Source organism: Geomicrobium halophilum, from assembly GCF_014207655.1.
GTDB lineage: Bacteria > Bacillota > Bacilli > Bacillales > Marinococcaceae > Geomicrobium > Geomicrobium halophilum.
Map to the genome: position 1 here is coordinate 40,066 of NZ_JACHHJ010000002.1, position 14,969 is coordinate 55,034.

Consider the following 14,969-nt stretch of genomic DNA (forward strand, 5'->3'; position numbering starts at 1 on the left):
AAAAACGGGGCATCTTTGTACATCCATATTCCTTTAGTCAAATGACAAAAGAAAAGAGACTTCTCGAAGAAGCCCCTATTTTAATATTATTCAGGTTGATTCGGAACATTTGGATCAGGCGTAAAGGCTGGCTCAAATCCTTCATACTGCACTTCAGCGACCATTCCGTCACTTGCATGGTGAAACTCGTGGCAATGGAACATCCAATTTCCAGGGTTTTGAGCTTCAAATACAATTTCATGAGTCTCACCTGGGCGTACGTTTAACGTATCTTTGGTGACCGAAGATCCTTGAAGTGGTTCTCCATCCTTCGAAATAACGTCAAAGAACTCCCCATGTAAGTGCATTGGATGGTCGTCCTCCGTATCATTTTCAATGGTTACCTTTACGACATCTCCTTCTTCTACCTCGTAGATCTCATGATCAGGGAATTGTTTTCCATTAATTGTGAACGTATCCCCCCCATCATCGGTTCCAAGGTTCATGTCGTATTCCTTATTAATATCATATTCATTCATGTTCTGCGCCTCTCCGTAGGTGGTTAAATCCAAGGAAGAGGAAGGAGTATCACCTGTTTGTAGGTCCTCATCTTCATAACCGTCATATATAAGAGGAAGGGACGCATTTAATCTTCCCTGATTCTCTTCCGCAAAAACTTGTATACCCCACGCCCCTGGATTGTCCATTTCAATTTCAACATCATATCGTTCAGCCGGGGCGATTTGGAAGGACGTATCACTTATCATTTCAGCTTCATTGACAGGCTGGCCATCATAATGGGTCACTTTAAATGCGTGTTCGGGAATTGAGACAATTTGTGTAAACAATCCTGCATTCACAAATCGTAGCTTTACTTTATCCCCCTCTTCAACATCAACGGATTCAAATTGCGAAGATGATTGACCGTTAATAACCATTGTATCATACATCTCATTCATCATATCCGCATGATCCATCTCCTCCATATCTCCGTTTTCCATGTCACTATGATCCATGTCTTCGTGCATGTCGTCTTCCATATCCATGTCCATTGGAGCAAATTCATCAATCGCTATGACTTCATCTACATCATAAGACTCCTGGTCCTCAGGTTCAACAATGAAAACCCCATAGAGACCTTGATCGACTTGGGTTGACCCGTCTTGATGGGAGTGATACCAGTACGTTCCAGGGACATCTGCTTGGTACTCGTACGTAAACTCTTCCCCAGGCATGATCGCATTTTGAGTAACGCCAGGGACGCCATCCATCGCGTTAGGGACGGGGAAGCCATGTAGATGAAGGGCAGTGGGTTCTTCCAAATTGTTTTGGACATTTAATATAACCTCATCCCCTTCTTGGACACGAATCTCCTCGCCAGGTACGGATCCATTATAAGTCCAGGCATCTGTCATGGTTTCGTCATCAAACATCCAATGCGTCTCGGTAACATCTAGATTAAACACTTCTTTACCATCTTCAGTCATCATTTCATTCCCTTTACCCTCTTGTTGACTCTCGGTAGATCCCGTAGATCCCTCATCTAACCCCTCACCCGAACAGCCAGCTAGCACAAAAAAAATGGTACTCACTCCTATATATACTTTTTTCAATCTTCTTCCCCCTTTTGATTGGTTATGTCACACTGTAAACGGAAAAAATGTAGAATCTATGAATAAATAATGATTTTTACTTAAATCTAATGAAAATCCGTGCTTTTTTGCTCTATGAACGATCGCTCCATATTTTCTACACATTTTTTTAGTACGTTATTCATGAAAAGGAGGAATTATAGAATGAAGAAGAAAATCATGATAGGATCCGTTTCGCTAGTAACAGCTTTTGCATTAGCTGCATGTGGCAATGGTGATGAGGAAATGCCAGATGAAGGGATGGATATGGATTCCGGTTCGGATAGTAATATGGAAGATATGGGTGATGAGATGCCCGATCATGACGATATGGATGGCATGGATATGGACGATGACATGCACGAAGATATGGATCATTCCAGTTCCGGTGAAGTTCCTGATGATTTAGGGGAAGAAGAGAATCCAACTTTTGAAGTGGGAAGCCAAGCAATGGTGGAAGGCGGCCATATGGAGGAAATGGAAGGTGCCAAAGCCACCATCGTAGGGGCTTATGATACGACTGCCTACATTGTTTCTTACGACCCAACCAATGGCGGGGAAAGAGTAGAAAATCATGAATGGGTGGTTCATGAAGAAATTGAAGAAGCCGGGGAAGAAACATTTGAACCGGGGACAGAAGTCACATTAGAAGCCGATCATATGGATGGCATGGAAGGAGCCACAGCTGCAATTGATGAGGCTGAAGAAACAACGGTTTATATGATTGATTACACACCTACAGATGGTGGTGAAGAAGTGGAAAATCATAAATGGGTTACAGAGGATGAGCTCTCAGAGGTTGAATAAAAAAGACGATAAGGCCCTTATGCTGGACGAAAAATAGAAAACAAAATTGATTAACCCTTATCCGATCATTTTATTAAGGTTGAATGATCCGATAAGGGCATTTTTGTAACTATCGTTTCAATGAGAGAGAACAAAAATGTATTCCCAACTTCATAAAAACTACATATTTAATGGATAAACCATTAAGGACACCGCACACTAGCTAGTGAATGCAAATTATGTGTCATAAGAAAGGGGTACCAAGATTAATGAATTATCAAGAGTGTATTCAAGCATGTTTAGAATGCATGGAACAGTGCAATCGATGTTTTGATGAGTGTCTGAAGGAAGACAACGTACAAATGCTGGCGGAATGTATCAGACTGGATCGAGAATGTGCAGATATCTGTGCGTTTGCGGTACAAGCTATGCAAACAAACAGCCGTTTTGCCAAGCAGATCTGTGAATTATGCGCGGACATCTGTCAAGCTTGTGGCGATGAGTGTGCAAAGCACGACCACCACCAGCATTGCCAAGATTGTGCGGAAGCTTGTCACCGGTGCGCAAAAATATGCCGTGAAATGGCGGCTGCATAATTCCTCGACCCTGAGGCGGTTCCTATCCGCCTTCAGGGTTTCTTTTTATGATGAGATATGACGCCTTCAGGGTTTCTTTTTATGATGAGATATGACACTCCACATCAGTGTTTTCGTCAAAAAATGATCATATTTTACATACCTATTCTTCACATCAACTACATATTTACTAGTTAAACTTAACATATAGCACTTCATGGGAGGAGCAAAAGTGGCCGAACGTATACTTATTGTGGATGACGAGCGAAAAATGCGACAGTTGATTGGTCTTTATTTGACAAATGCAGGCTATGAACTTGATGAAGCAAGTTCTGGGACGGAAGCGATACATAAGACAAACGATCAACCTTATGACGCCATTATTTTAGATGTTATGATGCCACGGACCGATGGTTGGGTCGTATGTGAGCACCTTCGTGCTGAAGGATCCAATATAGGTATTTTGATGTTAACAGCGAGAACAGAAGTGGGAGATCGGGTCAAAGGACTTGACCTGGGGGCGGATGATTATCTCGTAAAACCGTTCGCTCCAGAGGAACTCGTCGCACGTGTAAAAGCATTGCTCCGGCGTAAATCCAACCCCTTAAACGAGGATTTAGTAGAGATAACAGCTGGCCCATTATTTATTCAACCGGATCGACACGAGGTTAAGGTGGCGGGAAAATCCGTCGATTTAACCGCAAAAGAATTTGCGATTTTGTATTTAATGGCCTCCCGTCCGGAACGCGTGTATACAAGAGAAAATGTCATCGAGCAGATTTGGTCAATGGATCGTGAATGGCACGATCCTCGAACGATTGACACCCATATCAAAAATATCCGAACCAAATTGAAAAAGGCTGGTCTGCCATTTAATCCAATGAAGACCGTGTGGGGAGTGGGATACAAATTTAATACAACGGAAGGAAAATAGCCGATGAACAGGATTTTTTATAAGCTCGGTGGATTGATTATGATTTTGTTTCTCATCGTACTGCTTCCGTTAGGGTATGTCATGGTCCAAATTTTCACCAATTATAATGAAGTACATTTATACGAAGAAACGGATGAAATGGCTTCCCAATATGCCAACCTCCTTGCTGTAGTAGATGATCCTGACATAGAACTTCTTGTCCAATCGATGGATCAGGAGACAGCACGAAAGATGGTCATTATTGATCCAAATGGAGACGTTGTAGAAGATTCCGGGATCCGTGGTTTTCATCCCTCTGATCATTCAACATCGCAGGGAGAGGCAGGAAGATTTATCGACCCAAATGATCGTCAAGAATATATTTATGCTGGGGAACGAGTGCAGAATGACGATATTGGAGAGGTCTTTATTTTTTCACCTTCAGATCTCATGGATCAATCAGCCATTCAAGTACAGCAGGCGCTGCTTCTATCAGGGGTTGGAGCCTTTCTTCTTGCCTTTGGTTTTACGTTTATTGCTTCCAGAGAATTGTCAACGCCCCTGCAGGAGATGGAAAGAGCCGCAAACCAAATGGCGAGGGGGGATCTAGATGTGGAAGTGCCTGTGAAAACGAAAGATGAGTTGGGTTCGCTCTCCCATTCCATGAATGAGTTGGCACGCGAACTAAAAAGGTACCGGAGCAACAGGCAAGCTTTTTTTTCGGACGTGTCTCATGAATTACGGACGCCACTGTCTTATGTCCAGGGGTATTGTGACGCACTAAAAAAGGAGCTTTATCAGGATGAAACCGAAAGGCAACAGTTTGTCGATATTATTCATGAAGAAGCCCACCGCATGAATCGACTGATCCATGATTTATTTGAATTATCCCGAATGGAAGAAGAGCGTTTTCCCTTGAACCTTGAGCTCATTCATATCGGAGACGTTATCAAACGAGCAACAGCAAAAATGGCCACCGAAGCTAAGAAAAAGAACAATACCATAAAGGTTGATATGGAAGGAAAATTTCCAACGATTGTAGCTGATAGCTTCCGGCTGGAACAGATCTTCACAAATTTACTTCAAAATGCGGTGAGTTATACGGAAAACGGGCATGTTTGGATCGAGGGATCCTTGAACGACGGGAACATCGAAGTAAAAATTTCGGATACGGGAAGGGGTATCGCTACTGAAGATCTTCCCTACATTTTTGAGCGTTTCTATCGGGCTGAAAAGTCCAGATCACGTGATTTTGGGGGGACCGGTTTAGGGCTTGCCATCGTGAAACAATTGACGGAACTCCAATATGGAAGCATTCAGGTGGAAAGTGTTCCCGGAAAAGGGACGACATTTACGCTACGTTTTCCAGAAGCAAAGGAGGGCGATGAATGACTAGAAGGGATTGGTGGATTGCTTCGTTGTTAATCGCCATCGGCTTGCACTGTTTGGTGATGTCCGGCATTATATCGGCTTCAGCCGATGTTCCTTCTTATCTCCGGCTCCTTTTCCAAATCTGTCTCTGGATGGGGATCCCATTATTAGTAGGTGCGATGATTTACATTATCATTTCATTCATAAGCAAACGGAAAGGAAGAAAAACATGAGATCGTTAGTGTTGTATCTTGCAAGTTTAGCAGCAGTCGGAGTACTCATGAGTGGGTGTCAAACCGAAGCTCAAGAAGAGGTTGAATTTACGCATATCCATGGGCTTGGCTTCACAGAGGATGGGGAGCAGGCATATATTCCGGCACATGATGGGTTGCGTGTCTATGAGGATGGGATATGGAAGAATGTGGAGAGTGACGAGGGGGAGCTTCATGACTTTATGGGCTTCACCATGACGTCCGAAGGATTTTATAGCAGTGGACATCCAAACATGCAGTCGGATTATGAAAATCCGTTTGGCCTTGTAAAAAGCACGGATGGGGGCGAAACGCTTGATTTGCTCGCACTCGAAGGGGAGGTTGATTTTCATGTCATGTCGGCCAGTTACAACACAGACGCTATCTATGTTATGAATCCGGAGCCTAATTCAGAAATGGATGAGCTGGGTCTGCATCGAACCCTCGACGAGGGGCAGGAATGGGAACCACGTGATGTGGACGGGGTAAATGGAAGCGTGATTGCGATTGCAGCCCATCCTGATGAGGAAGATAGGGTGGCTCTTAGCACAGAAGAAGGGGTCTTTCAATCTGATGATGCCGGAGATACCTTTGAACAGGTGCTAAGTGGTGTACCAGCGCCAGCTTTAACCTATGCGCACACCGGTGAATTGCTTGTTGCCGAGGGGGTAGAAGAAGAAACAACCCTAAAAGCCATAGACGCCTCCGGCGAAGTAGTTAGAGAGATCCCTGCCCCATTGATCGAAGAAGACGCCATCAGTTATCTTGCCCAGAACCCACAGTCTGAAAATACTCTCATGGTGACGACCATCGAACGTGATATTTTTTATACCGAAAATGGTGGAGAAACATGGGAACAACAAGCGGAACAGGGCTTTAGCTTAGATGAATCTTAATCATATAAAACGTAAGTCGTTTATCATACATCAATGTTGGAGGAGGGTCTCGTTATATGGATGATGTGTCGCTCGGCCTAGCTTTTGCGGCAGGCCTCATATCTTTCTTTTCCCCTTGTATTTTTCCATTGCTTCCAGCTTATTTGGCTCAACTGACCGGCACCGATGTCTCATCGGGAGCCATCAATGCGGATCGGCGGCTGATTTTCACCCGAAGCATCGGATTTATTCTTGGCTTTACGATTATTTTCTTGCTGCTTGGATTATCCTCAACCCTTATTGGGTCATGGTTTAATCAGTACAGTACAGCCATTATGCAAATAGGCGGCATCATCGTTATTTTATTTGGGCTACAAATGACTGGAATCATTTCCATTCGTGCCTTACTGACCGAGAAAAAAGTAGCCAAAACCCCAAAAAAGGCTTCGAGCTTTTCCGGTTCGGTGCTGTTTGGTTTGGTATTTGCAGCTGGATGGACGCCTTGTATTGGCATCACACTCGGTTCCATTCTCACGCTTGCGGGAGCATCTGGAAGCATGCTTACAGGGTCAACCATGCTTTTTGTTTATTCCATGGGTCTAGGGGTACCATTCATAGGGGTTTCGCTCCTTTATGCGAAATCTTTCCAGAAGCTTAACTCCATCAATCGTTTTTTACCGGCCATTCAAAAAGGGAGTGGCGTCATTATGATTATCCTGGGCATTCTTCTTTTCACAGGTTATTTCGAGACGATCGCAATGTATTTAGGGCAGTATGTCCCGTCCTGGATGATATAAATGGTTGTGGTTTTGAGAACTTCTTTCGAAAAGCGATTTGAGTCAAAGAAAATCAAAAAACTGATCATCTATGAAACTAGATTTATGGGGGGCTCATGATGAATAAAAAATGCGAGTGTGGACGAGTCAACCCTTACGGCACAGAAGTATGTGGATCATGTGGCAAACCACTGGCAGATCCTGATTCGAACCGATTGCTCAACATGCGTTACGAGGGTGCCGCCCGTCGTTCCCAAACATATAGCACATCCATCATCGATAAAATCTGGAATTTCTTTTCATCTGTCAAAGTAGGGATAGGCATTATAATTGTGACACTAATTGCCTCTTCCCTCGGAACCATTTTCCCGCAAGAGATGTTTATCCCGCCCGGCGAAACGCCGGAAGTGCATTATGCAGAGGAGTACGGAGCATTAGGCCAAGTTTATTATGCCTTTGGGTTGCATAATATGTATGGATCTTGGTGGTATATGTTGTTGATCGCTGCGCTGGGTGTATCGATCATCATTGCTAGTATCGATCGTTTTTTTCCGTTATATAAAGCTTTGAAATCGCAGCGTGTAACCAGACACAAAAGTTTTATGAAACGTCAGCGTATTTTTGGGACAAGTCGGGTGGAGGATGTCGACCACACGTTTGAAGCAGCCCAAGATCTATTGAAAAAGAAGCGTTACAACATTCGGGAAGAAAACGGCCATATACTGGCGGAGAAAAACCGTTGGGCACGGTGGGGGCCTTATGTGAATCACATCGGGCTGATTATATTTTTAATCGGGGCATCGCTTCGGTTTTTCCCGGGCATGTATGTAGATGAAAATATGTGGGTTCGTGAAGGCGAGACCGAAGTGGTTCCTGGTACATCCGGTGATTATTACGTTGAGAATCAGGGATTCACATACGAAGAGTTTGATGAAGATGACGAAATTTTTGCGGATGGCATGGAAGCAAGTGCCGCCCTTCAATTCGAAGAAACATTTCGGACAGACGCAGTATTATATACACCAGAAGGCCCTCTGGGCGTCGATCAAGAGTTGGAAGAAGTCGATCGGCACCCGATAGAAGTCAATGATGCCTTCCACTTCGACGATTATGCCCTTTATCAAGTGGACTATAAATTGGATGAGTTAAAAGAACTGAGTTTTGAAGTTGAGGACACGGAAACCGATGAGGTGGTGGGTTCCTTTACCGTAGACTTAAATGAACCTGATGATACGTATGCCCTTGATAATGGGGAGGATGTTCGCATTCATAGCTACTTCTCGAATTTCTATATGAATGATGAGGGCGTGCCAACAACGGAAAATGATGTCCCGGACAATCCGGCATTCATTTTTGAAATGGTGAACCCGGATACAGAAGCATTGGAACACACTTTTCTCGGTATTCAAGCGAATTACAATGTGAGCCCTGATCAAGAAGAGAATCGGTACGAGTTTGCGTTGGATGGTCTTGATACTAATGATGTAACAGGTCTTACCGTTCGAAAAGATAACACCCTCCCCTATCTTATTGCCGGAGGAGCTGTCTTCCTTATCGGTCTTATACAAGGATCCTATTGGCCGCATCGTCGCATTTGGTTGCAACGAAACGACGGAGAGGTCTGGCTTGCTGCTCATACGAATAAACACTGGGTCTCCCTGAAAAAAGACATCGATGCGATCACGAAAGAGACAGGCATTACGGCGCCTCGGGATCAAATCGATGATGAATACGAGAAGGGAGAGGACAAGGACAATAGCTAAGGTTCACTCTTAATGGAAGTATAGGAGGTAAATAAAGATGAGTTTAAGCATGACCCTACTCACGATCGCATTTTTCTTCTATTTGGTTGCGACGGTGTTATACGCGGTTTCTGTGACAGGGCGAAAATGGAGGAATAAAGAAGGCCGGATAACGGGAAATAACTGGGGTCTTTTCGGATATATAACAGCCATTGGTGGCCTCGTTTTTGCCTTAGGGTATTTCGTGACCAGATGGATCACGGTCGGGTTTGCCCCGGTTAGTAATATGTTCGAGTATCTCACATTTTTTGGTATTACGTTAAGTCTCGCTTTTGTGATCATCTATGGCATATATAGAAGTAACGTCCTAGGCGTCGTTACATTGCCTGTTGTGATGCTCATGATCGGATATGCCACAGTGTTTGTAACTGAATATCAACCACGACAACCAGCTTTACAGACCTATTGGCTTGAGGTTCACGTGTTAACAACAGGGTTGGCGCAAGGGATTCTTGCCGTTAGTTTTGGGGCCGGGGTCATTTACCTTTTACGGACAATTGATTTAAAAGGGAAAAAAATAACCAAAAGGACGTTTGGCGTCGAGTTTATTATGTACACTTTTATGACGCTTTTTGCCTTCATCGTTTTGACCAACGCGTTTAACGCATTCGGTTATGAAGCTCAATTTGCTTATGTCAATGAATTTGAAGAACCAGCCGAAATCATTTATGATCTTCCCCCGATATTTGGTCCGAACGAGGGAGAGTTGCTCTCTTCAGATCGAATGGAACCTTGGTTCGAAATGCCCGATTGGATTGATAGTGATTCTTTGAACACAACAGCATGGGCTTTTGGTTCTGGTCTCGTTTTATTTGGGGCGATTCGTTTAATAACGAGGAGACGTATAGGGACTCTTTTACAACCATTCGTGAAAAGGGTCAATCCGGACTTAATGGATGAAATAAGCTATCGTGCCATAGCAATTGGGTTCCCACTTTTTGCATTAGGAGGGCTTGTTTTTGCCATGATCTGGGCTCAAATTGCTTGGACAAGGTTTTGGGGATGGGACCCGAAAGAAGTGTGGGCACTCATTACCTTTCTCTTCTATGCAGCTTACCTGCACTTACGGTTGAATCGCAGTTGGCAAGGGGAGCCTTCTGCTTGGCTGGCTGTGGTTGGTTTCGCGATTATCATGATTAATTTAATATTCGTCAACCTTGTTATTGCAGGTCTTCACTCTTATGCTTAGAATCAAAAGCATCTTTGATAAGGTATCCATGCAGAGAGAACACGTTTAGGAAACGCCTAAAAGCGCCATCAATGGCAATCTATCAATAGTGAGGTGGACTATGGATAAAGAGGAGAGGGCTAAACGTAAACGACGACGCCTATGGATGCGTACGGCTGTATTAATAACGCTTGCTGTCGTTGTTTCTTATGTGTTTTATACCAATTTTGTTCACACGGAGGAAGTGGTTTCTGAAGGAGACCAAGCCCCCAATTTCACTTTGATCAATATGGATGGTGAAAGGGTAGAACTTGCTGATTATGAAGGGCAAGGTGTATTTCTTAATTTTTGGGGCACCTATTGCCCACCTTGTGAGGAAGAAATGCCTTATATGGAAGATCAACATCAGGCGTATTTGGATGATGATGTTGAAATTCTTGCCGTAAATGTGGGGGAATCCGAGTTGACCATTGATCGATTTGCTGAACGTCTTCAGTTAACCTTCCCTATCCTGATGGATGAAAATGGCGATGTGATGGATCATTATGGCGTTGGGCAACTCCCGGCAACCTATATGATTGATGAAAACGGGGAGGTTGTTCACATTCGCGTCGGAGGCATGAGCGAAGAACACGTCCAAGATTTTATGCAAATGGTCGACCCTGCAGCTTCTTAACACGGTCGTAGTCGATTAAAAATTTAATCGTGACAGCGTAGGCAAATAACGAACAAAATAAAAGCCGAAGATCTTTTTTGTTATTTCAATGGGCATTGACGATACAGATTGCACACTACGATTAAGTCAAATGATTTAGATGAACAATGGTGAGCATTTAAGATTTCAAGAGATATGTTAGATAACCCGGAAGGTGGAATAGTGCTATTCTCCTTAGAAAACGGGTCAGTGGGGGAATACGAATGGTTCGAAAAATAAGCAGCATAGGGGCTCTTCTGATTGCAACGTTGGTGATGGGAGCAATCATCTATAATTCTGTTTCTTCTCCACCGGTGGGTGTCAATCAGGGAGAAGAAGCCCCGGATATGGAGTTGCCGCAAGCCGAAGGAGAGAGTATGAGTTTAAACGATGTACGTGGCACGTTTGTCATTATGAATTTTTGGGCTTCTTGGTGTGAACCCTGTATTCGAGAATTCCCCCTGCTTGATCAAGTCCATCAGGAATTTAGTGACAAAGAGGTTAATGTGCTAGCAGTCAATATGTCATCGTTTGAGCGTACGATGGATGAAGCAATGGAATTTTTAGATGAACAACCAGTTACCATGCCTGTCCTCTTCGACACGGATGGGGAAATGGCTGATGAGTATCAAGTCGCTGGTCTTCCAACCACGTATTTGATTAATGAAGAAGGCATTATCGTTGATATCATCATGGGAGAAGTGACCGAAGAAATGCTTAAGGAGAGACTCCAACCTTTCTTATGACTATCCATAAAGTATGAATGGATTTTTAGCGTCTCATTGAACGATATCCGGAATTCGTTGATCTAAAAAAGCTGTTGCTATGAGCGAATCATAGCAACAGCTTTTTTTTATGATAAGTTACTGCATGGTTTTGGTTCCAATGATGTGGTCTTGCCAATAATCACTGGTGATGTCTGCTTGAACAACGCCTTTATTCCCTGCGTGAATCATTTGGTTATCCCCGATATATATGCCACTGTGTGAAGCTCCTGTCGTATCATACGTTCCTTCGAAAAACACAAGATCCCCAATGCTCATAGACGTTACGTGTTCCCCATCGTTCTCCCACATCTCTGCATGTGTTCGAGAGACATCGATGCCATTTTGATCAAACACGTAGTTGATAAAGCCACTACTATCAAATCTATCAGGCGTTGTGCCGCCCCAATGATAAGGCGTTCCCAGTACACTTTGAGCTGTTGCAACAATATCTGAATCTGAAGAGGCTGGATCTTGGTTTTCTGAATCTTCATTTGACGGATCACCATTACTTGAAGTGTCTGGTTCTAATGCCTGATATGTATTTGGGCCGGCTATTCCATCTATAACAAGGCCTTGATCGCTTTGATATTCTTTAACAGCATCTTCTGTTTCAGGACCAAACACCCCATCGACTTGAACAGTGTACCCTTGATTCCTTAACTCAGACTGTAATTGCTCCACTTCACTACCCTGGTCATCTGTTATGAGATAGGTTTGGGAAGTGCCCATGTTATCCTCTGTATAATCATCTTGGACGCTATGATCATCCTCGTCTGGCTCAGCATATGCGGAAGCACTTTCACTCCACATTGGAGCAAACATAACAACTGTCACGAGTGATGAAGATAAAAATAGTTTTCTCATTTTCATTTAAACTTCCTCCCCCAGAGCTTGCCGAAATCGTCGAAATCGCTGAAGAAGAGGATATCGGCTACGTCGTTTTTGAAAATAACGTGAGCAGTTCCGTCACCGAAGTGATTCAGGAGGAAATCGGCGCAGAAAGCCTGGTGCTTCGAAACTTGGAATCCATTTCCGAAGAAGACATGGAGAATAATGAAGACTATTTCAGCATAATGGGGAAAAATATTGAGACGTTGGAGACAGCGTTGAATGAGTAGGGGAGCGCTTGGAGGATGCTTCATTTGGAAAGTTCCTGGCCTTTTCCAGCGCATCTGAGAAGAAGGCGTCTATTCAAGGAGCGCCGGGTCCTCGTTTGTGAAAATAAAAATAAGAAGTGTCCGTTAAATGTGGGCTTAAAGAAAGTGAACTGAGATTGATTACAGCAAAAATGCCTGCCATTAGGATAGATGAAAAAATTTCAGGGGAAGTAAATGGGCTGATTTCTCCTACAACTCTTTGACAAAAGGAAACAGCCAAAAAACCAGCATTGATACGGTTTCTTGGCTGTTTTTGTTCATTTCAAATGCAAAACTTAGGAATATTTCTGCTTCAAATCGCTTGGAGCATCATCCTTGGCTATTTGTCTTCATTCGTACCTCTTCTTATTTCTTTTCCCTTTTCTTATTCTTATTCTTATTCTTATTCTTGTTATTTTTCTTCGGTGAATCATCGGATAAATACCTGATCCTAGATAAGCCTGTTTTTCTTCGATAAATGATAGTGATGACAGCACCGACAATTAAAACAATGGAAATGACTTGTGCAGTACGCAGGAAGTCAAAGATCATTAAACTGTCCGTACGTAATCCTTCAATGAAGAAACGTCCAAATGAGTACCAAATAACGTACGTGAGAAAAAGGTCACCACGCCTCATGTTGACTCTTCGTAAATAAAGAAGAATTTCCAACCCCGATGAAACTCCAAATGGATTCATATAGAAAAGTTGGATGATAGTAGCTGCCATCAATGAACATTTGATTGATAATCCAATCGGAAAGCATAAGATTTTCAAGAAATTCTCTCGATATCTCTCCGCCATGAGCCTCTTGGTTTATAAAATTGCCCCAGCGTCCAATGGCTTGCCCAAGTAAAATACTTGGGGCTGCAATATCTGCAACTTTCCAAAAAGAAAAGCCTCGAATTTTTGCAAATACATACCCAGTAAGAACGCCACCAACTAGCCCACCGTGGATCGCAAGGCCACCTTCCCAGATTGCAATTATTTGTCCTGGGTTTTCCAAATAATAATCCAAGTTGAAGATGACATAATACATCCTTGCAAAAACCAGTGCAACTGGAACTGCCCAGATGAGTAAGTCCGCGAAAAAGTCTTTTGGAAGTCCACGACGTATGGCTTCACGGTTGGCTAATACGTACCCTAGTAAGGCACCAGAATGATAATAACGCCATACCAATATATCGGCTAGCCGAAGATTTCAAAGGCAACGGGGTTTAATGGTTGTGCATTAGAAAGCAGCATTTTTTCACTCATTTCTGGCATTTGATCAAAAATTCCCTGACCTTGACAATAAGTTCTATGAGAATTTTCTTTCCCAAATAGATGGTTTTACCTGCGTAGTAATAGCATTAAGGTATTTACAAATTCCCTTTAAAAAACTACGACTTACGTTAAGACAAAAATGTGGAGAAATAATGAAGAACTCCCTTTGTCACAAAAATGTGACCCTATATTACACGCAATATAAGATCACAAAATCATACCATCATATTAATGGTCATCAAACGGTGGCCATGGGATTTTACACGTTAGCAAAATAAATCAGGATGGGCAATGCTAGTCTTTAATTTGTTTCCAGTGGCCCTTCCCAAACGGCCATTCCTCCACCAAAATTGACGACATCATCAAATCCGTTATTAACAAGAAAGTCCGCACTATCAATCCCCATGCTCCCTGTGTGGCAAATTAAGATGATCCGGTTGTCATCGCTTAATTCGTTATAACGTTGTTGAAATTCATCGTAAGGAATATGAATCGCACCGGGGATATGTCCTTCGTCGTAAAGCTCTTTTTCACGCAAGTCAACCAATTCAACGTTTGCCTCACCAATCTCTGCACTCACCTTGTTTTGGTTAATCTCTACCCACTCCCCTGCTTCCTCGGCTTCAGGTTCAACCGTAAATGGGTTAAACGTTAGAAAAAACACTAAAGTTATTACCGTCAAAACAATGGGCATGATATATTTACCCCGCAATTGCTTCCCCCCTGTATAAGTATCCAGATGATGAAGTTATTGACCCTTGAACATTCAATGTATGCCCTTACTGAGGAATCATTGTGTTTATCTCCTTTTATCATTTCTCATCTTTCCCCATAGTTCTAGTGTAGGTGAAAAAAGTGAAGAAATAATGAAGTATTCTTATGAAAGATGCCCCAGGATCGTTTTGAAGAAAAAGCTGCCCGGTGTTCCAGATCTCCATAGTTTTTTCATACATTTTTTATATACTGATAAAAAAGCGTA

Annotated in this window: 15 protein-coding genes and 1 pseudogene; 12 read left to right on the forward strand and 4 right to left on the reverse strand. The window is 43.0% G+C overall.

What is annotated here, in order from left to right:
* Positions 1 to 86 precede the first annotated feature (86 nt).
* A complete protein-coding gene (locus tag HNR44_RS08025; RefSeq protein WP_184403650.1) occupies positions 87 to 1,592 on the reverse strand; it encodes a multicopper oxidase family protein in 1,506 nt (501 codons plus the stop codon).
* Positions 1,593 to 1,775: 183 nt separating this feature from the next.
* On the opposite strand from HNR44_RS08025, the gene HNR44_RS08030 reads away from it, so the two are divergent.
* The 11 genes from HNR44_RS08030 (at position 1,776) to HNR44_RS08080 (ending at position 11,567) form a co-directional block, all read left to right on the forward strand.
* Positions 1,776 to 2,417: a YdhK family protein gene (locus HNR44_RS08030; RefSeq protein WP_114374061.1), complete on the forward strand. Its 642-nt coding sequence runs from the start codon at positions 1,776 to 1,778 to the stop codon at positions 2,415 to 2,417.
* Positions 2,418 to 2,665: 248 nt separating this feature from the next.
* Complete coding sequence (locus HNR44_RS08035; RefSeq protein ID WP_184403651.1) at positions 2,666 to 2,992, forward strand: four-helix bundle copper-binding protein; 327 nt, start codon at positions 2,666 to 2,668, stop codon at positions 2,990 to 2,992.
* Positions 2,993 to 3,203: 211 nt separating this feature from the next.
* Positions 3,204 to 3,905 carry a response regulator gene (locus HNR44_RS08040; RefSeq protein WP_184403652.1) on the forward strand — a complete coding sequence of 234 codons (702 nt, stop codon included), beginning with the start codon at positions 3,204 to 3,206 and terminating at the stop codon, positions 3,903 to 3,905.
* 3 nt (positions 3,906 to 3,908) lie between these two features.
* On the forward strand, positions 3,909 to 5,276 hold the full coding sequence (locus tag HNR44_RS08045; protein WP_184403653.1) for a sensor histidine kinase: 1,368 nt from the start codon (positions 3,909 to 3,911) through the stop codon (positions 5,274 to 5,276).
* Complete coding sequence (locus HNR44_RS08050; RefSeq protein WP_184403654.1) at positions 5,273 to 5,488, forward strand: hypothetical protein; 216 nt, start codon at positions 5,273 to 5,275, stop codon at positions 5,486 to 5,488. Before HNR44_RS08045 ends, HNR44_RS08050 begins: the two co-directional genes overlap by 4 nt.
* Complete coding sequence (locus tag HNR44_RS08055; protein ID WP_184403655.1) at positions 5,485 to 6,402, forward strand: F510_1955 family glycosylhydrolase; 918 nt, start codon at positions 5,485 to 5,487, stop codon at positions 6,400 to 6,402. Before HNR44_RS08050 ends, HNR44_RS08055 begins: the two co-directional genes overlap by 4 nt.
* 56 nt (positions 6,403 to 6,458) lie before the next feature.
* A complete protein-coding gene (locus HNR44_RS08060; protein WP_184403656.1) occupies positions 6,459 to 7,178 on the forward strand; it encodes a cytochrome c biogenesis CcdA family protein in 720 nt (239 codons plus the stop codon).
* Positions 7,179 to 7,273: 95 nt separating this feature from the next.
* Positions 7,274 to 8,920 carry a cytochrome c biogenesis protein ResB gene (resB, locus tag HNR44_RS08065; protein ID WP_184403657.1) on the forward strand — a complete coding sequence of 549 codons (1,647 nt, stop codon included), beginning with the start codon at positions 7,274 to 7,276 and terminating at the stop codon, positions 8,918 to 8,920.
* Between the two features lie 37 nt (positions 8,921 to 8,957).
* Positions 8,958 to 10,148 carry a c-type cytochrome biogenesis protein CcsB gene (gene ccsB, locus HNR44_RS08070; RefSeq protein WP_184403658.1) on the forward strand — a complete coding sequence of 397 codons (1,191 nt, stop codon included), beginning with the start codon at positions 8,958 to 8,960 and terminating at the stop codon, positions 10,146 to 10,148.
* A 100-nt stretch (positions 10,149 to 10,248) separates the two neighbouring features.
* On the forward strand, positions 10,249 to 10,803 hold the full coding sequence (gene resA, locus HNR44_RS08075; RefSeq protein ID WP_184403659.1) for a thiol-disulfide oxidoreductase ResA: 555 nt from the start codon (positions 10,249 to 10,251) through the stop codon (positions 10,801 to 10,803).
* Between the two features lie 242 nt (positions 10,804 to 11,045).
* Complete coding sequence (locus tag HNR44_RS08080) at positions 11,046 to 11,567, forward strand: TlpA family protein disulfide reductase (RefSeq protein ID WP_184403660.1); 522 nt, start codon at positions 11,046 to 11,048, stop codon at positions 11,565 to 11,567.
* 117 nt (positions 11,568 to 11,684) lie between these two features.
* On the opposite strand, the gene HNR44_RS08085 is transcribed toward HNR44_RS08080, so the two are convergent.
* The gene (locus HNR44_RS08085) at positions 11,685 to 12,458 is read right to left on the reverse strand and encodes a C40 family peptidase (RefSeq protein ID WP_184403661.1); all 774 of its coding nucleotides are present in this window, start codon (positions 12,456 to 12,458) and stop codon (positions 11,685 to 11,687) included.
* Here HNR44_RS08085 and HNR44_RS08090 point away from each other — a divergent pair.
* Positions 12,428 to 12,706 (forward strand): metal ABC transporter solute-binding protein, Zn/Mn family, encoded by a 279-nt coding sequence (locus HNR44_RS08090; protein ID WP_184403662.1) that lies wholly within the window; start codon positions 12,428 to 12,430, stop codon positions 12,704 to 12,706. The two genes, HNR44_RS08085 and HNR44_RS08090, sit on opposite strands and share 31 nt — an antisense overlap.
* Positions 12,707 to 13,090: 384 nt before the next feature.
* Here HNR44_RS08090 and lgt read toward each other — a convergent pair.
* Together lgt and HNR44_RS08100 are read right to left on the reverse strand one after the other, a co-directional pair.
* Positions 13,091 to 13,909, reverse strand: a pseudogene (gene lgt, locus HNR44_RS08095) (prolipoprotein diacylglyceryl transferase).
* A gap of 382 nt (positions 13,910 to 14,291) precedes the next feature.
* Positions 14,292 to 14,702, reverse strand: coding sequence for a rhodanese-like domain-containing protein (locus tag HNR44_RS08100; RefSeq protein WP_246407196.1), 411 nt, complete (start codon positions 14,700 to 14,702; stop codon positions 14,292 to 14,294).
* Between the last annotated feature and the right edge of the window lie 267 nt (positions 14,703 to 14,969).